This is a genomic window from Ancylobacter rudongensis, from assembly GCF_900100155.1.
Classification (GTDB): Bacteria; Pseudomonadota; Alphaproteobacteria; order Rhizobiales; family Xanthobacteraceae; genus Ancylobacter; species Ancylobacter rudongensis.
Genome location: NZ_FMTP01000005.1, coordinates 23,649 through 42,389 on the forward strand (window position 1 = coordinate 23,649; position 18,741 = coordinate 42,389).

The window sequence follows — 18,741 nt, forward strand, 5'->3', positions numbered from 1 at the left end:
AGGCGTGCGGGCCCGCATGCCGGCGCGCCCTGTGCCGGTGTCCGAGCGCACCCGTCTTCTCGACCGTACCATCATCGGCGGCCGGCGCCTGCTTGTCGGGCTGTGCACCTCGCGCGCCGTCTTTACCGGCGCCGGGGCCTGGCTCACGGCAGCGCTGTTCGTCGCCACCGGCCTCTACGGCATGGAGCGCGGCGGCCACATGCCGGCGGCGATCGAGACCGCCCGCGACATGGGCGATGCCGCCGCCAACCTCGCCGGGCTGCGAATCGCCAACATCAACCTTTCCGGCCAGAATCACGTCACCCCCGGCGACATTCTCGCCACGGCCGGGGTGAAGCCGACTTCCTCGCTGCTGTTCCTCGATGCCGAGGGCGCGCGCATGCGCTTGGAAGAGCTGGCCTGGATCAAGCGCGCCACGGTGCAGAAGCTCTATCCCGACCGCCTCGATATTCAGATCGTCGAGCGCGAGGGCTTTGCGCTCTGGCAGAAGGACGGCAAGATTAACGTCATCGCCCGCGACGGCACGGTGATCGCGCCCTATTCCGACGATCCGCGCTATATCCGCCTTCCCATCGTGGTCGGCGACGGGGCCGAAACCAGTGTTGTCGAGATCGTCGAGGCGCTGAGCCTGGTGCCTGGCGTGCGCGACCAGGTCGCGGCCGCCATCCGGGTCGCTGACCGCCGCTGGACGCTGAAGATGCGCAACGGCGTCGATGTGCGCCTGCCCGAGCAGGGGCTGAACGACGCGCTCGAGCAGCTCGCGTTGCTGGACCAGCAGAAGTCGTTGCTCTCCCGTGACATCACCATTGTTGACCTGCGTCTTCCCGACCGGGTCTCGGTCCGTCTTTCCGATGCGGCCTATGCCGCCCGCGAGGCCGAGCTGAAAGCCAAGGCCAAGGCCAAGAAGGGCAGCAGCTCATGAGACAGCGCGCTCCTTTCGAGATCGCCCCGAAGATGCGGCCGCTGGCGCCGCGCCGCACCGGCGTGGTCGGCGTGCTGGAGGTCGGCACCTCCAAGATCGTGTGCATGATCGCCCGGCTGAAGCCGCGCGAGGCGACGTCCAGCCTGCGCCGGCGCACCCATTCGGTGGATGTGCTCGGCATCGGCCACACCAGCGCCCACGGCATCAAGGGCGGCACCGTCATCGACATGGAGCGCGCCGAGCACGCGATTCGCCGCGCGGTGGACGCCGCCGAGCGCATGGCCGGGGCGCAGATCGCCTCCGTCATCGTCTCGTTGGCGGGCGGCCGGCTCGCCTCCGAGCATTTCAACGCTGAGGTCGACCTTCCGGAACCCGCCGTGGCCGAGGGCGACATTCGCCGGGTGCTCGACGCCGCCTCCACCTTCGCCGTCGGCGAGGGGCGCACCATCCTGCACGCTCTGCCTGTGGGCTACGCGCTCGACGGTGCCGGCGGCATCGGCGAGCCGCGCGGCATGCTCGGGCGCCGGCTCGGCGTCGACCTTCACGTCGTCACCGCCGAGGCGGCCGCCGTGCGCAACCTGCTTTTGTGCATCGAGCGCTGCCATCTCGGCGTCGAGGCCATGGTAGCGGCACCCTATGCGGCGGCGCTGTCCACGCTGGCCGACGACGAATCGGAACTTGGCGTGACGCTGATCGATTTCGGCGCCGGCACCACGACCGTGGCGGTGGTCGAGAACGGCCATTGCGTCCATGTCGACGGCATCGCCATCGGCGGCCAGCACGTGACCAATGACGTGGCGCGCGGGCTCTCCACCCGCCTTGCCGATGCCGAGCGGCTGAAGAGCCTGCATGGCGGGGTGATGGCGATGGGCGCCGACGAGCGTGAAATGCTGACCGTGCCGAGCATTTCCGACGACCACGACCTGCCGCGGGCGATCCCCAAGGCGCGGCTGGTGCGGATCGTTCGCCCGCGTGTCGAGGAAATCGTCGAGCTGGTGCGCGACCGCCTGCACGCCTCCGGGCATGCGGCCGGCGCGGGGCGGCGCATCGTTCTGACCGGCGGGGCCGCGCAACTCACTGGCCTTGCCGAGCTAGTCGGTAACATACTGGGACCACAGGTGCGAATCGGTCGCCCGCTCGGTATTTCGAAGCTGCCCGAGGCGACGCGCGGCGCGCCCTTCGCTGTCGCCACCGGGCTTCTGGTCTATCCGCAGGTCGCGGGACTCGAGCATTTCGAGGCTCGCCGCCGCCGCCTCTCGGAGGGCGACGGCTCCGGTTATTTTTCGCGCGTCGGCCACTGGCTGAGGGAGGCCTTCTGACGTGCTCCATCTAATCCGCGCCGGCGGAACCGGCACCACAGGGATCATGACGGGCCGCGCGCCCGCCGGCGTTAGGGGACACTAAAAATGACCATCAACCTCCAGGTACCGGACATCCGCGAACTGCGTCCCCGCATCACCGTCTTCGGTGTCGGCGGCGCCGGTGGCAACGCGGTCAACAACATGATCACGGCCGGCCTGACGGGGGTCGACTTCGTGGTGGCCAACACCGACGCGCAGGCGCTCACCCTCTCCAAGGCCGAGCGCATCGTGCAGATGGGCGTCGCCGTCACCGAAGGTCTTGGCGCCGGCTCGCAGCCGGAAGTCGGCCGCGCCGCCGCCGAGGAAGCGCTCGACGAGATCCGCGATCACCTGGCCGGCGCGCACATGGTGTTCATCACCGCCGGCATGGGCGGCGGCACCGGCACCGGCGCGGCCCCCGTCATCGCCCGCGCCGCCCGCGAGCTCGGCATCCTCACCGTCGGCGTCGTGACCAAGCCCTTCCACTTCGAGGGCCAGCGCCGGATGCGCATCGGCGAGATGGGCATCAACGAGCTGCAGAAGGGCGTCGACACGCTCATCGTCATCCCGAACCAGAACCTGTTCCGGGTTGCCAATGAGCGCACCACCTTCGCCGACGCCTTCGCCATGGCGGACCAGGTGCTCTATTCGGGCGTCGCCTGCATCACCGACCTGATGGTGAAGGAAGGCCTGATCAATCTCGACTTCGCCGACGTCCGCGCCGTGATGCGCGAGATGGGCAAGGCGATGATGGGCACGGGCGAGGCCTCCGGCGAGCAGCGCGCCCGCCACGCGGCCGAGGCGGCGATCGCCAACCCGCTGCTCGACGAAGTGTCGATGCGCGGCGCGCGCGGCCTGCTGATCTCGATCACCGGCGGCAAGGATCTGACCCTGTTCGAGGTCGACGAGGCGGCGACCCGCATCCGCGAGGAAGTCGATCCCGACGCCAACATCATCCTCGGCGCCACCTTCGACGAGACGCTGGAAGGCCTGATCCGCGTGTCCGTCGTCGCCACCGGCATCGACCCGGCGGTGATTCCCGAGCAGATCCCGCACGCGCTCAACAACCTTCCCGATCTCGGTGGTCGCCGCGTCTCGAATGCCGGCCGCGCTGCTGTGGAAGCGCGCCGCGACGCCGCCCTGCGTTCGGTCGCCTCGGCGCTCGACGCGGAGGATTTCGGCGCCCCGCATCACGAGCCGAGCTTCGCCGCCGCGCCGGTCAACGACCACCCCTATGGCGAGCCGGCCTACACGCAGCCCGCCTATTCGCAGGCCTCCGCCGCGATCGACGAGGTGACGATCCGCCAGATGGCGCCCAAGCCCGCGCTCTATGCCGAGCCGGAGCCCGCCCCCTATAATGAGGCGGCCTACGAAGAGCACGCGATCGAGCCCTTCATCCCGCCGCAGGCTGAGCGTCCCGCCCCGCGCATGCCGCGCGTCGACGAGCTGCCCATGCCGGCGCAGAACCAGATCCGCGCCGCACGCGGCGAGATGACCGAGCATCATCATGCCGAGAAGAAGCGCATGACGTTGCTGCAGCGCCTCGCCAATGTCGGCCTCGGCCGCAGCCAGGACGAGGACGAGGTGGAGCCCCCGGCCGATATGCGTCCCGTGGTGCGCCGCGCGCCGGCCCAGCCCGAGGCCCGGCCGCTCGCCGAGATGCGCCCCGAAGCCTCAGAATACGCCAAGCGCCCGGCGGCTCGCCCCGCCGATCCGCGCGCCGCGCGCCCGGCCGAGGACGACCATCTCGACATCCCGGCCTTCCTGCGCCGTCAGGGCTGAGGAGCGCCCGGCAGGCGGCCGCGCGCCACCTGTTACACACTGCGTACCGCAATGCAGCGCCCGAGTCGTGAGGCTCGGGCGTAGCTGTTTGGAATTAAAGGATTTTATAGGTCTTTGCGTCACCATAAAAACGGTAACAGACGGTAAGCAAGCGTGATTTGGCGCGGACTCACGGCGCCGTTATCTTGCCAGCCAACGATAAGCGTCCGCTGCGGATTCGGTTCCGTGCCCCACAAGGCGGCGCACTGTGTTGGTTTCGGGGATTGGGGAGAGCGGAGCGCCCGACGCGTCCGCTTTTTGGGTCGAATGAACGCTGTACGGCAGACCACCCTTGGCGACGACGTGACGCTTTCCGGCGTCGGCGTCCATTCCGGCAAGATGGCGCAGATGCACCTCTCGCCCGCCGAGGCCGACAGCGGCATCGTCTTCTTCCGCAAGGACACCAACCAGTCGGTGCGCGCCTGCCGCGGTGCGGTGCGCGGCAGCGACCTTGCCACCGTGCTGCGCGATTCGAATGGTCCGGCCGTTTCCACGGTCGAGCATCTGCTAGCCTGCTTCGCCGGCCTTGGCGTCGACAATGCCCGGGTCGAGATCGACGGGCCGGAAGTGCCGATCCTCGATGGCAGCGCTGGCGATTTTGTGGCGGCGGTGGACGAGGCCGGCATCGTCGAGACCGGCCATGCCCGTCGCTATCTGCGCGTGCTCAAGCCGATTCGCGTTGAGACCGAGACCGGCTTCGGCGAGCTTGTGCCCTATGACATGGGCTTCCGGCTGGAAGTCGAGATCGATTTCGACCACGCTGCCATCGGCCGCCAGCGCTTCGCCGCCACCATGTCGCCGGAGGTGTTCCGCAAGGAACTCGCCGCCGCTCGCACCTTCGGCTTCGTCAGCGATGTCGAGCGCCTGTGGCAGGCTGGCTATGCGCTCGGCGCCTCGCTCGACAACACGATCTGCCTTGGCGACGAGGGCGTGATCAACACCACCGGCCTGCGCTATGCCGATGAATTCGTGCGCCACAAGGCCCTGGACGCCATTGGCGACCTCGCCATTGGCGGCCTGCCGCTGCTGGCTCGCTACCGCTCCTATCGCGGCGGCCACAAGCTGAACTTCGCCGTCGTCGACGCGCTGCTGTCCGACCGCTCCGCCTATGAGATCGTCGAAGCCCGCATCCCGGCCCGCCGCACCGTCAGCAGCAATGCCGGCCTGATCGCGGTCGCCGTCCCGGCCTACGCGCCGGAGCTGTGAGACACCCGTCGCTGCGCCTTTGCCCGGCATCGGCAAGGGCCACCGGCCCGGCGGCCTTCGGCGTGAGTCTTTTCCGCTGCGTGTGCTCTTTGGCTTTCTCGTTTTCCTCCCGCCTTGGTGCGTCCTGCCCGGGCCACTTCTCTCCGCCCGCCCCTCGACCGCGTCCGGCGCGCAACAGGTGGCATGAAATGGTGGCCGGTGGCGCCTCTTTGCTCTTGGCATCCCAAGGCGCCATAATCCGGTCGGAAAGCCGCCTTAGCGCCTGACCACGCACTTGGCGTCGAAGCAGCGACCAGATCGGGATCGAACTTGTGATGCGTCTTCTCTGTCTCGGCCAGACTGTTCCCGCCCACGGGACCCCTGCCATCCGCCGCGCCGGCACGGCGCGCTCGGGTGTCGTCGCTGTGCGCCTGCTGGGCCTTGTCCTGGCCGGCGCCTCGCTCGGCGGCTGCGCCAGCCTGTTCGACACCAGCAAGGAAGAAACGATCTACCCCGACGTTCCGGCCGAGCAGCGCTACAATGAGGGCCTGACCCTCATGCAGAAGGGTGAATATGGGCAGGCGATCACCCGCTTCGAGGATGTCGACCGCCAGCACCCCTATTCCGATTGGGCGCGCAAGGCGCTGCTGATGATCGCCTATGCCAATTACACCCAGGGTTCCTATGACGAGTGCATCGCGGCGGGGCGGCGCTACCTCGCGCTGCACCCGGGCTCGGAAGATGCGGCCTATGCGCAGTACCTGATCGCGGCTTCCTATTTCGACCAGATCCCGGACATCTCCCGCGACCAGCAGCGCACCCAGCGCGCGATGGATTCGCTGGAGGAGGTGATTCGCAAATTCCCGAACACCGAATACGCCGTCAGCGCCAAGAAGAAGCTCGAAGTCGCCCGCGACCAGCTGGCCGGCAAGGAGATGATGATCGGGCGCTATTATCTCGAACAGCGCAATTATGCCGGCGCCATCAACCGCTTCAAGGTGGTCGTGACGCGCTACCAGACCACCCGCCACGTCGAGGAGGCGCTGTATCGCCTCACGGAGGCCTATATGGCTTTGGGCGTGATGAGCGAGGCGCAGACCTCCGCGGCGGTGCTCGGCTATAATTTCCCCGACAGCTCCTGGTATCAGGACGCCTACAAGCTGGTGCAGTCGCGCGGTGTCGATCCGAAGATGAACGAGCAGTCGTGGATCGCCAAGGCCTTCAAGGGATTCACCCTCGGCTGACGGCGTGGCGCGGAATCCTGTGACGGATTGTCGATCGGCCAGCAGCCGGCGCGGAGCGGAAGATGGAAAACGCCTCTTCCGCCGCGCCGTTACCTGTGAGAACATAGCAAGAACGCGAATGCGCGCCCTGTCGCGGCATGCTAGAAGGGCGCGCCCCCTTGTCCTGCGGGTAAACGTTCTGGAGCTTCACGCATGCTGATCGCCCTGTCGATCAGGGATATCGTGCTCATCGAGCGGCTCGACCTCTCCTTCCATTCCGGCCTCACCGTCCTGACCGGCGAGACCGGCGCGGGCAAGTCGATCCTGCTTGATGCTTTCACCCTTGCCCTTGGCGGGCGGGGCGATGGGTCGCTGGTGCGCCAGGGCACGACGCAGGGGCAGGTGACGGCCGAGTTCGACCTCGCCGCCGACCATCCGGTGCGCGGTTTGCTGGCGGAAGCCGGCATTGACGATGATGGCGCGCTGGTGCTGCGACGGGTGCAGCACGCCGATGGGCGCACGCGGGCCTTCGTGAACGACCAGTCGGTGAGCGCGCAGATGCTGCGCAACCTGGGCCGGCGGCTGGTGGAAATTCACGGCCAGCACGACGACCGGGCGCTGGTCGACCCCGCCTCGCACCGCGCCCTGCTCGACGCCTATGGCGGGCTGGTGGAGCTTGCCGAGGAGGTGGCCGCCCGTGCGCGCGGCTGGCGCGTGGCGCGCACCGAGGCGGCGCAGGAAAAGGCGCGGCTCGACGAGGCCGCCAAGGAGGCGGACTTCATCCGCCACGCGGTGGAGGAACTCACCGCCCTCGGTGCCGAGCCGGGCGAGGAAGAGCGCCTCGCCACGCGCCGCACCGAGATGATGCGTTTCGAGAAGATAGCGACCGATCTCGCCGACGCGCAGGATGCCGTCGGCGGCAATAGTTCGCCCATTCCCGGCCTTGCGGCCGCCGTGCGCCGGCTGGAGCGCCGGGCCGGCGAGGTGGAGGCGCTGGTGCGCCCGGCGGTCGAGGCGATCGACGCGGCGCTGAACGCGCTGGACCTCGCCCGCACCCATCTCGACGCGGCGTTGCGCGAGGCCGATTTCGACCCGCACGAACTGGAGCGAATCGAGGAGCGGCTGTTCGCCCTGCGCGCGGCCGGGCGGAAATATGCCTGCACGGTGGACGATCTTCCCAATGTTGCGGCGCGCTTTGCCGACCAGATCGACGCGCTCGATCATGGGGCGGAGACGCTGAGAGGGCTGGAGGCCCACGCCGACGCCATGGAAGCGGCCTATCGCCAGGCTGCGCGCGACCTGTCGCAGAAGCGCCGGGCGGCCGCCGTGGCGCTGGATGCGGCAGTGAACGCCGAATTGCCGCCGCTGAAGCTGGAGCGGGCGCGCTTCCTCACCGACTGTCAGATGGACGAAGCCGCGCAGGTGGACGGTTATGACCGCATCGAATTCTGGGTGCAGACCAACCCCGGCACCCGTCCCGGCCCGATGATGAAGGTGGCGTCCGGCGGCGAGCTGGCGCGTTTCTTGCTGGCGCTGAAGGTGGTGCTGGCCGACAAGGGCTCGGCGCCGACGCTGGTCTTCGACGAGATCGACACCGGGGTCGGCGGCGCGGTGGCCGACGCCATCGGCGCCCGGCTCGCCCGGCTCTCGTCGCGTGTGCAGGTGGTGGCGGTGACACACGCCCCGCAGGTGGCGGCACGGGCGGGCAATCATTTCCGCATCGCCAAGGAGGCGATGGCCGATCTCGACCGGGTGGCCACGCGTGTGGCGCCGTTGGCGCCCGATCACCGGCGCGAGGAGATCGCCCGCATGCTCTCCGGCGCCGAGGTGACCTCCGAGGCACGGGCGGCGGCCGACAGGCTGCTGAAAGGTGCGGCCGCCGACTGATAACCAGACGGCGGCGGCCCCGCCGGGACCGGCCATCGTGGCCGTCGACTTCCGCGCCGTGCTGTCCTATTCGACATCTGCACGCTCCGTCCCTCTTTCTGCCGGCTTCTCATGACGTCTTCGCTGCCCCTCGCGCCTGCCCAAGCGGTGCCTGCTTCCGTCGATGCCACAGGCCCGGCGCTGTCCCATACCCCGGCGCCCGCGCTGACGGTGGTCATTCCCACCTTCAACGAGCGGGGCAATCTGGAGCCGCTGGTGGCGCGGCTGGAGCGGGTGCTGGCCGGCATCGCCTGGGAGGCGATCTTCGTCGACGACAATTCCCCAGACGGCACCGCCGATGCGCTGCGCGCCATCGGCCGGCGCGACCCGCGCATCCGCTGCATCCGCCGCATCGGGCGGCGCGGGCTGGCGGGGGCGTGCATTGAGGGTATGCTGGCGGCGCAGGCGCCGATCGTGGCTGTCATGGACGCCGATCTCCAGCACGACGAGGGCCTGCTGCCGCGCATGCTGGAAGCGATGGGCGTGGGCGCCGATGTCGTGGTGGCCACGCGCTACGCCCCCGGCGGCGATGCGGAAGGCTTCAGCGCCTGGCGCGGCCGGGGCAGCCGGCTTGCCACCACGCTCGCCCAGCGCGTGCTGCACGTGACCTCCTCCGACCCGATGAGCGGCTTCTTCATGCTGCGGCGGGAAACGCTGGAGCAACTGGCGCCGAAGCTCTCGACGCAAGGCTTCAAGATCCTGCTGGACATCCTCGCCACCGCCAAGGGGCGGCTGAAGGTGACGGAACTCAGCTACAGCTTCGGCGTCCGGCAGAGCGGCGACAGCAAGCTCGACAACCGGGTACTGATGGATTTTCTCGGCCTTATCGTCGCAAAGGCGAGCGGCGGCCTCGTCTCGCTGCGTTTCCTGTCCTTCGCTACGGTGGGGGCGGCCGGGCTCGTCGTCCATCTCGCGGCGCTGCGCATTGGCCTTGGCTTCGCGCTCAGCTTCCTGGTGGCGCAGACCATCGCCACGCTGACGGCGATGACGTTCAATTATGTGCTCAACAACCTGCTCACCTATCGCGACCGCCGGCTTTCCGGCTGGGCCTTCCTGCGCGGGCTGGTGGCGTTCTATGCGATTTGCGGGCTAGGAGCGGCGGCCAATGTCGGTGCCGCCGAATGGGCCTTCTACCAGACCGCGCAGTGGTGGCTTGCCGGCATCGCCGGGGCCTTCATCGGCGCAGTGTGGAACTACGCGATGAGTCGGACGCTGGTGTGGAAAGACGCGGCATGAGCCCGGTTTCCGCCGGCCCGGCGTCGGCCTCTTCTTCCGGCGTGGACATCGCCACGCGCGGCGCGCTGGTGCTGATCGGCCTGATGCTGGCCTGGCGGCTGGTGCTGGCCGCCTTCGTGCCGCTGGTGCCGGACGAGGCCTATTACGCGCTGTGGGCGCAGGGGCTCTCGGCCGGCTATGTCGACCATCCGCCGATGATCGCACTGTTCATCCGCGCCGGGCAGATGCTGCTGGGCGACACCCCGCTCGGGGTGCGGCTGTTCTGCGTGCTCGCCGCGGTGCCGGCGAGTTGGTTCGTCTGGCGGGCGGCGGAGGATCTGCTGGAGGATCGCCGCGCCGGGGCGCTTGCGGCGGTGCTGTTCAACGCCACGATCTTCGGCTTTCTCGGGCTGACGCTGGCGACGCCGGACGCGCCGCTGGCGCTGTTCTGCGCCGCTATGGTGTGGTGCGCGGCGCGGCTGGTGCGCGCGCCACGGCCGCTCTGGTGGCTGGCCATGGGACTGGCGACCGGACTGGCAGCGCAATCGAAATATTCCGGCGTGATGCTGGCGGGTGCCTTCTCGCTGGCAGTGCTGGCGCTGTCGCCGCTGCGGCGGCAATTGCTCACCCCCTGGCCCTGGCTGGCAGGCCTGCTGGCGCTGCTCGTCTTCCTGCCGAACATCGTCTGGAACGCGACCCATGACTGGGCGACGCTGACCAAGCAGGGCGGCCGGGTGACCGCGCAGGCGCCGTTCCGGCCCGGCTTCCTGCCGGAATTCGTCGGCTCGCAGATCGCGCTCGCGACGCCGCTGATCTTCCTGTTCGCCGTGCTCGGCCTGCTTCCGCGCCGGGCGGGAGCCGCCTTCCGCCCGGGCAGCGGGTGGGCGCTCGTGCTGATCCTGTTGTTCGTGCCGCTGGCCTATTTTGCTGTCCACGCGCTGCGCTCGCGAGTCGAGGGCAATTGGGTCGGCTTTCTCTACCCGCTGCTCGCGATAGCGGCGGCGTCGGGCATGCTGGCTCCGGCGGGCAGCGGCTGGGCAGGACGGAATCTGCCCGGGCTGGCGCGAGCGACGCTGCCGCTGGCGTTCGGCCTGATACTGGCCTTGGGGATTCACGCACTGTTCGTGCCCACCACGCTGGCGGGAAACAAGGATGCCGTGCTGCGGATGACGCGCGGCTGGCCGGAATTCGCCGCTGAAATCGATGCCCGCCGCCGGGCCATCGGCGCCAGCGCCATCCTCACCAATGATTACCAGATGACCGCCATGCTGAAGCGGGAACTGCCCGGCGTCACCGTACGGCAATTCGACGAGCGCCAGCGCTACGCCTTCATGGACGAGCCGGAAGCGCTGTCTTTGCCGGGGCCGCTGCTGCTCGTGCTGTCCACCTTCCGTTCCTTCAACGAGATCAGTGCCGCCTATGACCGCAAGGACCTCGGCGATGTGTCGCGGCGTTTTCGCGATGTGACCATGCCTCCTGTACGGCTGTTCCGGCTTGACCCGGTGGAGGCGCCGGCCCCCGCCGGGCCGGTGCCGGCCACGCCCTGACGGGCACACTTGAGGCGGAAGGTGATTTCTGGAAAAGGGAGAGGGCCCCGGCGGTATCCCGCCCATGCCTGCGGTGAATGCTATGTCGCGATCCCTGACACCTTCCTCTGTTACGCCGGCAGACGAGCAGCCGAACCCTGCCGACCCGGAGGATGTCGCCGCGATGACCGCGGACGAGGCGGCCCGCACACATGCGCGGCTCGGCGAGGAGATCGCCGGTCATGACCGGCGCTACTACCAGGACGACGCGCCGACCGTCTCCGACGCCGACTACGACGCCCTACGCCGGCGCTATGAGGCGATCGAGGCGCAGTTTCCCGAGCTGCGCGGCATGGACAGCCTGTCGGAAAAGGTGGGCGCCGCGCCCGCCCCGAAATTCGCCAAGGTGCGCCACGCCGTGCCGATGCTCTCGCTCGGCAACGCCTTCTCCGACGAGGAGGTGGAGGAATTCGTCGCCCGTGTCCGCCGCTTCCTCGGCCTTGCCACGGAGGCGGACGTCTCGCTTACCGCCGAGCCCAAGATCGACGGCCTGTCCTGCTCGCTGCGCTATGTGAATGGCGTGTTCGTGCAGGCGGCCACGCGCGGCGACGGCTTCGAGGGCGAGGACGTGACCGCCAATGTCCGCACCATTGGCGAGATTCCGCAGCGGCTGAAGGGGGATGATGTCCCCGCCGTGTTCGAGGTGCGCGGCGAGGTCTATATGAGCCACAATGCCTTTGCCGCCCTCAATGAACGCCAGCAGGAGGTGGGCAAACCGCTCTTCGCCAATCCGCGCAACGCGGCCGCCGGCAGCCTGCGCCAACTCGACCCCAAGATCACCGCCAGCCGGCCGCTGCGTTTCTTCGCCTATGCCTGGGGCGAGGTGAGCGAGGGCGGCCTTCCCGCCGACACTCAGTTTGGCGTGATCGAGGCGTTCGCGCGCTGGGGCCTGCCGACCAACCCGCTGACCGTGCGCTGCCACTCGGCGGCGGAGCTGCTGGCGCATTACCGGATGATCGGCGAGCAGCGGGCGGCGCTGGGCTACGACATTGATGGCGTCGTCTACAAGGTCGACAGCCTCGCTTTGCAGGGGCGGCTCGGCTTTGTCTCGCGCTCGCCGCGCTGGGCGCTGGCGCATAAATTTCCGGCGCAGCGGGCGATCACCCGGCTGGAGCGGATCGAGATTCAGGTCGGGCGCACCGGGGCACTCACCCCCGTCGCCAAGCTCACCCCGGTGACGGTGGGCGGGGTCGTGGTCTCCAATGCCTCACTGCACAATGAGGATTATATCCGCGGGATCGGCGGCAATGGCGAGCCGATCCGAGGCGGGGTGGATATTCGCGAGGGTGACTGGGTGACGATCCAGCGCGCCGGCGACGTGATTCCTCAGGTGGTCGACGTCGAGCTGGAGCGCCGGCCTGCGGACGCAAGAAGATACGACTTCCCCACGCTCTGCCCGGCCTGCGGCTCGCATGCGGTGCGCGAGGAGGGCGAGGCGGTGCGCCGCTGCACCGGCGGGCTGGTGTGCCCGGCGCAGGCGGTGGAGCGCATCCGCCATTTCGTCTCCCGCGACGCCTTCGATATCGAGGGGCTGGGCGAGAAGCAGGTGCAGGCGTTCTTCGAGGCCGGGCTGGTGAAGCAGCCGGCGGACATCTTCACCCTGGAGGCGCGCGATTCGGCGCCCGGCGCGCTCACAAGGCTGAAGAACCGCGAAGGCTGGGGCGAGACGTCGGCCAGGAATCTGTTCGCGGCCATCGCCGCCCGCCGGCAGGTGCCGGTGAACCGCTTCCTCTACGCACTCGGGATCCGCCATGTCGGCGAGACCAATGCGAAGCGCCTGCTGCGCCATTTCCCCACCATCGAGGCGCTGCGCGAGACGGCATTGGCGGCGGTGCCGCCCGGCGAGGCCCACCCCAAGGGCAACGAGGCCTGGGCCGAACTTGTCGGCATCGAGGGAATCGGCGCGGTGGTGGCGGAGGCGGTGGTTGATTTCTTCGGCGAGCCGAACAACCAGGCCGCGGTCGACGCGCTGCTGCGTGAGGTCACGCCCGCGCCGATGGAGGCGATCGCCACCGCCGGGGCGGTGTCCGGCAAGACGGTGGTGTTCACCGGCGCGCTGGAGAAGATGACGCGCGACGAAGCCAAGGCCATGGCTGAGCGGCTGGGCGCCAAGGTGGCCGGCTCGGTGTCGAAGAAGACCGATTACGTCGTCGCCGGAGCCGATGCCGGCTCCAAGCTCGCCAAGGCGCGCGATCTCGGCGTAGCTGTTCTGACCGAGGATGAGTGGCTGGCACTGGTGGCTGGCTGACGGCGGCGAGACCGCGAGAGGAAAGCACATGACCAAGACGGCGCTGCTGATCATCGACTTGCAGAACGACTATTTCCCCGGTGGCCGCTACCCGCTGGACGGCACTGAGGCGGCAGCCGCGAAGGCGGGTGAGCTGCTCGCGCTCGCCCGTGAAGAGGGCGCGAACGTGGTGCACGTGCGTCATGAAATGACGGGAGAGGACGCCCCGTTCTTCGCGCGCGGCACGCAGGGCGCGGAAATTCATCCCAGCCTCGCGCCGCTGGAGGGTGAGGCGGTCGTGGTCAAGGAGGGGGTGAATGCCTTCCTGAATACCGATCTCGACGCGCTGCTGCGCGGGCGGGGCATCACCCGGCTGGTGATTGCCGGGGCGATGAGCCACATGTGCGTGGATGCGGCGAGCCGGGCGGCGCTCGATCTCGGCTATGAGGTGACGCTTGCCCATGACGCAACCGCCACGCTGGCGCTGTCCTTCGATGGCACCAAGGTTCCCGCGCCTGCGGTTCAGGCGGCGATGATGGCCGCGCTGGAGTTCGCCGGCGCAAAGGTGGTGCCGGCCGCCGAAGCCGCCGCTGTGCTGCGCGGCTGAGCGAGCCGGGTGCGACGCCCGAGGCCGGCGACATGAAAAAGCCGCCGCGGGGGGAGACGCGGCGGCTTTTCTACTTACGGGGCGCGACGGTCAGAGGCGGCCGGTAAGCATCATCACGATCAGGATCACCAGCAGGATGGTGACGAGACCGCTCGGGCCATAGCCCCAATTCCGGCTGTAGCCCCAGCTCGGCAGGGCGCCGACAAGAATGAGGATCAGAATAACAATCAGAATAGTCGTCATCGCCGAGTCTCCAGCCATCCCGTTACATTGGTCGCCGGGATAACGTCATCGCGAGGCGATGGTTCCATTGAACCATTCTTCTCTCATCGGGTCTTTGAGCGGGGGCCTCAGCCCCCGAGCGGCGCGGTCGCCGCCTCCAGCCAGGCGCGCGTCGGCGCATCGACCAGCGGCCCGATCTCGGCCCGCACCCGGGCATGATAGGCGTCGAGCCAGGCGACCTCATCCGGGGTGAGCAGTTCCGGCGCGAGGCCGCGCCGGTCGAACGGAGCAAGGGTGAGCGTCTCAAAGGCGAGCAGCGTCCGCTCCGCCCCGGCGACCACCGGGCCGTCGACGACGATCTCCAGATTTTCCAGCCGGATGCCATAGGCGCCAGCCTTGTAGTAGCCGGGCTCGTTGGAGAGCACCATGCCGCGCGCCAGCGCCACCGTGCCGGCTTTGGAAATCCGCGCCGGCCCCTCATGCACCGAGAGGTACGCGCCGACGCCATGGCCGGTGCCATGGTCGAAGTCCAGCCCCGCCGCCCAGAGATGCTGGCGGGCGAAGCTGTCGAGCTGGGCGCCGGAGATGCCGAGCGGGAACACGGCGCGGGCAATGGCGATGTGCCCCTTCAGCACGCGGGTGAAACGGTCCCGCATTTCCGCGCTGGCCGTGCCGACGACGAGGGTGCGGGTGACGTCGGTCGTACCGTCTTCGTACTGCGCGCCGGAATCGATGAGAAAGAGCTCGTCGGGGCGGATCGCCCGGTTGCTCGCCTCGCTGACACGGTAATGCACGATGGCGCCATTGGGTCCAGCGCCGGAAATGCTGGGGAAGGAGACGTCCTTCAGCGCGCCGGTGTCGCGGCGAAGCGTCTCCAGCGCGCAGACGGCGTCGATCTCGGTGAGCGCGCCCTTGGGGGCCTCGGCGTCGAACCAGGCGAGGAAGCGGGCGAGCGCGGCGCCGTCGCGCCGGTGCGCGGCGCGCATGCCGGCCAACTCGGCAGGGTTCTTGGCCGCCTGCATCAGCGCGACCGGGCTCACCCCGTTTGAAGCCTTGCCGCCCGCTGCCTCGATCCGCGCCGCCAGCAGGCAGGGAGCGGTGGCCTGGTCGAGGCGCAGCGTGGCGCCGCCGGCGGCCGCCATCTCTACCGCCCGCTCCAGCAGCACCGGCTCGGCGATTTCGGTGAAGGTGGCGAGGGCGTCGCGCGCGGCATTGGAGAGCTTGCGTCCGTCGACGAACAGCGTCGGACGGCCAGCGCGGGGGATAAGCGCCCAGGACAGCGGCAGCGGGGTGAAGCTCACATCGCCGCCGCGAATGTTGAAGGCCCAGGCGACGGAATGCGGGTCGGAGATGACAAGCGCGTCGAGCTTCTGCTCGGCGAGTGACGCCTGCACCCGGGCGATCTTGTCGGGGGCGCTCTCGCCGGCTAGGGCGGGATCGCGCAGGGTGACGGGAGCGAGCGGCGGCGCCGGGCGGTCGTGCCACACCGCGTCGAGCGGGTTGCCCTCCACCGCTACCAGTACGGCCCCGGCGGTGGTGGCGGCGCGGCGCAGCTTCTGCTCGCTCTCCACCGTGGTCAGCCAAGGGTCAAAGCCGAAATGGGCGCCAGCCGGCAGGTGCTTCTCCAGCCAGCGGTCGGGCGCGGTCTCGGCCAGCGGCACCACAGTGAAGGAGGCGGTGTCGACCTGGGTGGCGGCCTGCAGCGTGTAGCGCCCATCAACCACGAGTGCGGCCTCCTCGCGCAGCACCAGCGCGACGCCGGCTGAGCCGGTGAAGCCGGTGAGCCAGGCGAGGCGCTCGTCGCAGGGCGGGACATATTCGTTCTGGTGCGCGTCGGCGCGGGGTACGATGAAGCCGTCCAGCCCGCGCCGCTCCAGTTCCTCGCGCAGCAGCCTGAGCCGGGCGGTACCCAAAGCGGGGGCGGCGGAATCGGCGAAAGTCTGGAACTTGGCTTCAAACATCGGGGGCCTTGGAGCGTGCTGCACGGTTAGGATTCCGCGCGATCAGACCATGCCCGGCCCGCCGATGCCAGCACCGTTAAACAGCCCCATCTCCTCCCCCTGGGTTCGGGATCGTCCGTCGGCTGCGCTTGCAAAGGCCGCTGCCGGCGCCCCCCATCAGCGTGTGGCGGCGGCGATGGAGTCGGAGATGATCTCCAGCCCGCGGTCGATCTCGGCCTCCGTTACGGTGAGCGGCGGGGCGATGCGGAACACGCCGCCCATGCCGGGGAGCTTGACGATATTCATGCTGAGGCCCCGGTTCATCGCCTCTTCCATGACGCGTGCGCCAAGCTCGAAGCCGGGTTCCTTGGTGCCCCGGTCCAGCACGATTTCCAGCCCAAGCAGCAGGCCGCGCCCACGGACATCGCCGACGCAGTCATAACGCTGCTGCAGCGCGAGCAGGCCCTCCTTAAGCCGCGCTCCGCGCGCGATCGCCTGCTGGACCAGCCCGTCGCGCTCGACCACGTCCAGCACGGTGACGCCGACGGCCGCCGGCAGCGGGTCCGAGACATGGGTGGTGTAGAACAGGAAACCCTTCTCGAACGCCTTTTCCTCGATCTCGGGGGCCGTCATGACGGCGGCGAGCGGCAGGCCGGCGCCCAGCGTCTTCGACAGGGTCATGATGTCCGGCGTCACGCCGTCGCGCTTGAAGGCGAACATGTCGCCTGTGCGGGCGATGCCGGTCTGCGCCTCGTCGAGAATGAGCAGCATGCCGCGCTCCTCGCATTTGCGCTTCAGCGCCCGGAGATAGCCCGGCGGCAGTTCGAGAATGCCGCCGCTCGACAGGATCGGCTCGGCGATGAAGGCGGCCAGCGCCCCGGTGGACTGGCGGTCGATCAGCGAAAAGGCGTCGTCCAGCTCGGTCTGCCAGTCATTGGAGCCATCGGAATGGGTGAAGCGCGGGCGGTAGGAGTTGGGGGCGGGAATGACGAAGGAACCCGGCGTCACCGGCCCATAGCCCCGGCGCCCGGCGCTGTAGGTGGCGGCGGCGGCTGCACCGGTCATGCCGTGCCAGCTCTGGGCGAAGGCGACGATCTCATGGCCGCCGGTTACGAGCTTAGCCATGCGGATGGCTGCCTCGTTCGATTCCGCCCCGGTGGAGAGCAGTTGCACCCGCTCCAGCCCCGGTGCCAGCGCCGCGAGCCTGGAGGCGAGTTCCACCACCGGGCGCGAGAGCATGCCCGAGAACAGATGGGCGACGCGGCCCATCTGGCGCTCGACGGTCGCCACGATGTCGGGATGGGTGTGGCCGAGCACGGCGCTCATCTGGCCGGAGGTGAAGTCGAGAATGCCGCGCCCGTCGGCGTCATAGACGAAGCTGCCCTCCGCCCGCTCGACGATGATCGATTCGAAGCTCGGACCGTAGCGGGTGAGATGGGTGCCGGCAGCGGCCCAGAACGCGGGGTCCGCATTCAGCGATTCAGTGTTCAGCGGCACGGCGTTCAGCGGCATGGGATCACCCTCGAATGGCGAGGCACAAAGAGCTAGCGAGCCTTGCCCAGTCAGGCAAACTGATATTGTTTCATTCCGATATTAGTGAAATTGATATCCTAATGGCGCTCATTCCCGATCTCGACCTCGCCCTGCTGCGCAGTTTCACCGTCGTGGCCCGCACGGGGTCGATCAGCGGCGCCTGCCTGCAGATTGGCCGTACCCAATCGGCGTTGAGCATGCAGATGCACCGGCTGGAAAGCGCGCTCGGCCAGCCGCTCCTGCACCGCAGCGGCTCGGGCGTCCGCCTCACCACAGCGGGCGAAAAACTGCTGGTGCACGCCGACGCCTTGCTCGCCCGCCATGACGAGATCCTTGCCGACATGGTCGGGACCGGGCTGCGCGGCTCGGTGAGCTTCGGCTGCCCGGAAGATTATTCGGCCGCGTTCCTGCCCGAGCTTCTGCGCGGCTTCTGCGCTCTCCATCCCGATGTCGAACTGCGCATGGTGTGCGCGCCGACGCTTGAACTGCGTCCGCTGCTTCACCGGCGGCAGATCGAGATGGCGCTGGTCTCGGTTCCCGATCCTGGCGGCCGCGAGGTGATCCGGCAGGAGGATTTCGTCTGGGTGGCCAACGACCCCGCGCCCTCGGTGCTGGGCCAGGCCAGCTTGCCGCTGGCGCTCTCCGCCCCGCTCACCCTTGATTACCGCGCCGCTTGCGCGGCGATGGAGTCTGTGGGGCGGCGCTACCGCGTCGCCTTCGCCAGCAACAGCCTGGCCGGCCTGATCGCCATCGCCCGCTCCGGCCATGCCATCGCCGTTCTGACCCGGATGGCGGTGCCGCCGGACCTGCACATCGTCACGCAGGGCATGCCGGCGCTACCCAGCATCGGCATCGCGCTGGAATATGCCGATCCCAGCCCCTCTCTGGCGGCGCGGGCGTTGGGCGCGCATATAGGTGCCGTGCTGCCGGCGCTGCGCTCTCGCGCGAGCTGAAATTCCCACTCGCGCGCCGCGCCCTCGCCAAACGGGCATGC

At 68.9% G+C, this 18,741-nt stretch carries 14 protein-coding genes; 11 read left to right on the forward strand and 3 right to left on the reverse strand.

Features of this window, described 5'->3' with window-relative positions; translation table 11 throughout:
- Nucleotides 1–16 precede the first annotated feature (16 nt).
- The 10 genes from BLO63_RS13530 (at nt 17) to BLO63_RS13575 (ending at nt 14,052) form a co-directional block, all read left to right on the forward strand.
- Nucleotides 17–922, forward strand: coding sequence for a cell division protein FtsQ/DivIB (locus tag BLO63_RS13530; protein WP_091441498.1), 906 nt, complete (start codon nt 17–19; stop codon nt 920–922).
- Nucleotides 919–2,241 (forward strand): cell division protein FtsA, encoded by a 1,323-nt coding sequence (gene ftsA, locus BLO63_RS13535; protein WP_244517872.1) that lies wholly within the window; start codon nt 919–921, stop codon nt 2,239–2,241. Before BLO63_RS13530 ends, ftsA begins: the two co-directional genes overlap by 4 nt.
- An 87-nt stretch (nt 2,242–2,328) precedes the next feature.
- A complete protein-coding gene (ftsZ, locus tag BLO63_RS13540) occupies nt 2,329–4,044 on the forward strand; it encodes a cell division protein FtsZ (RefSeq protein WP_091441501.1) in 1,716 nt (571 codons plus the stop codon).
- A gap of 306 nt (nt 4,045–4,350) precedes the next feature.
- A complete protein-coding gene (gene lpxC / locus BLO63_RS13545) occupies nt 4,351–5,289 on the forward strand; it encodes a UDP-3-O-acyl-N-acetylglucosamine deacetylase (RefSeq protein WP_091441504.1) in 939 nt (312 codons plus the stop codon).
- A 314-nt stretch (nt 5,290–5,603) separates the two neighbouring features.
- Nucleotides 5,604–6,512 (forward strand): outer membrane protein assembly factor BamD, encoded by a 909-nt coding sequence (locus BLO63_RS13550; RefSeq protein ID WP_425284334.1) that lies wholly within the window; start codon nt 5,604–5,606, stop codon nt 6,510–6,512.
- A 192-nt stretch (nt 6,513–6,704) separates the two neighbouring features.
- Entirely contained in the window at nt 6,705–8,378 is a 1,674-nt protein-coding gene (recN, locus tag BLO63_RS13555; RefSeq protein ID WP_091441506.1) for a DNA repair protein RecN, read from the forward strand.
- Between the two features lie 111 nt (nt 8,379–8,489).
- Nucleotides 8,490–9,653: a glycosyltransferase gene (locus tag BLO63_RS13560; RefSeq protein ID WP_244517873.1), complete on the forward strand. Its 1,164-nt coding sequence runs from the start codon at nt 8,490–8,492 to the stop codon at nt 9,651–9,653.
- Entirely contained in the window at nt 9,650–11,179 is a 1,530-nt protein-coding gene (locus tag BLO63_RS13565; protein ID WP_091441508.1) for a glycosyltransferase family 39 protein, read from the forward strand. Before BLO63_RS13560 ends, BLO63_RS13565 begins: the two co-directional genes overlap by 4 nt.
- Before the next feature lie 163 nt (nt 11,180–11,342).
- Nucleotides 11,343–13,466: an NAD-dependent DNA ligase LigA gene (ligA, locus tag BLO63_RS13570; RefSeq protein ID WP_205409334.1), complete on the forward strand. Its 2,124-nt coding sequence runs from the start codon at nt 11,343–11,345 to the stop codon at nt 13,464–13,466.
- A 28-nt stretch (nt 13,467–13,494) separates the two neighbouring features.
- Nucleotides 13,495–14,052 (forward strand): cysteine hydrolase family protein, encoded by a 558-nt coding sequence (locus BLO63_RS13575; protein WP_091441512.1) that lies wholly within the window; start codon nt 13,495–13,497, stop codon nt 14,050–14,052.
- Nucleotides 14,053–14,142: 90 nt separating this feature from the next.
- On the opposite strand, the gene BLO63_RS13580 is transcribed toward BLO63_RS13575, so the two are convergent.
- From BLO63_RS13580 to BLO63_RS13590, 3 genes are all read right to left on the reverse strand, one after another.
- Complete coding sequence (locus BLO63_RS13580) at nt 14,143–14,295, reverse strand: DUF3309 domain-containing protein (protein WP_018387773.1); 153 nt, start codon at nt 14,293–14,295, stop codon at nt 14,143–14,145.
- A 107-nt stretch (nt 14,296–14,402) separates the two neighbouring features.
- Nucleotides 14,403–16,235 (reverse strand): aminopeptidase P family protein, encoded by a 1,833-nt coding sequence (locus BLO63_RS13585; RefSeq protein WP_091441515.1) that lies wholly within the window; start codon nt 16,233–16,235, stop codon nt 14,403–14,405.
- A gap of 156 nt (nt 16,236–16,391) precedes the next feature.
- Nucleotides 16,392–17,726, reverse strand: a complete 1,335-nt coding sequence (locus tag BLO63_RS13590) for an aspartate aminotransferase family protein (RefSeq protein ID WP_091441517.1) — start codon at nt 17,724–17,726, stop codon at nt 16,392–16,394.
- 101 nt (nt 17,727–17,827) lie between these two features.
- Here BLO63_RS13590 and BLO63_RS13595 point away from each other — a divergent pair, with 101 nt between their 5' ends.
- On the forward strand, nt 17,828–18,700 hold the full coding sequence (locus BLO63_RS13595; protein ID WP_091441520.1) for a LysR family transcriptional regulator: 873 nt from the start codon (nt 17,828–17,830) through the stop codon (nt 18,698–18,700).
- The last annotated feature ends 41 nt before the right edge of the window (nt 18,701–18,741 follow it).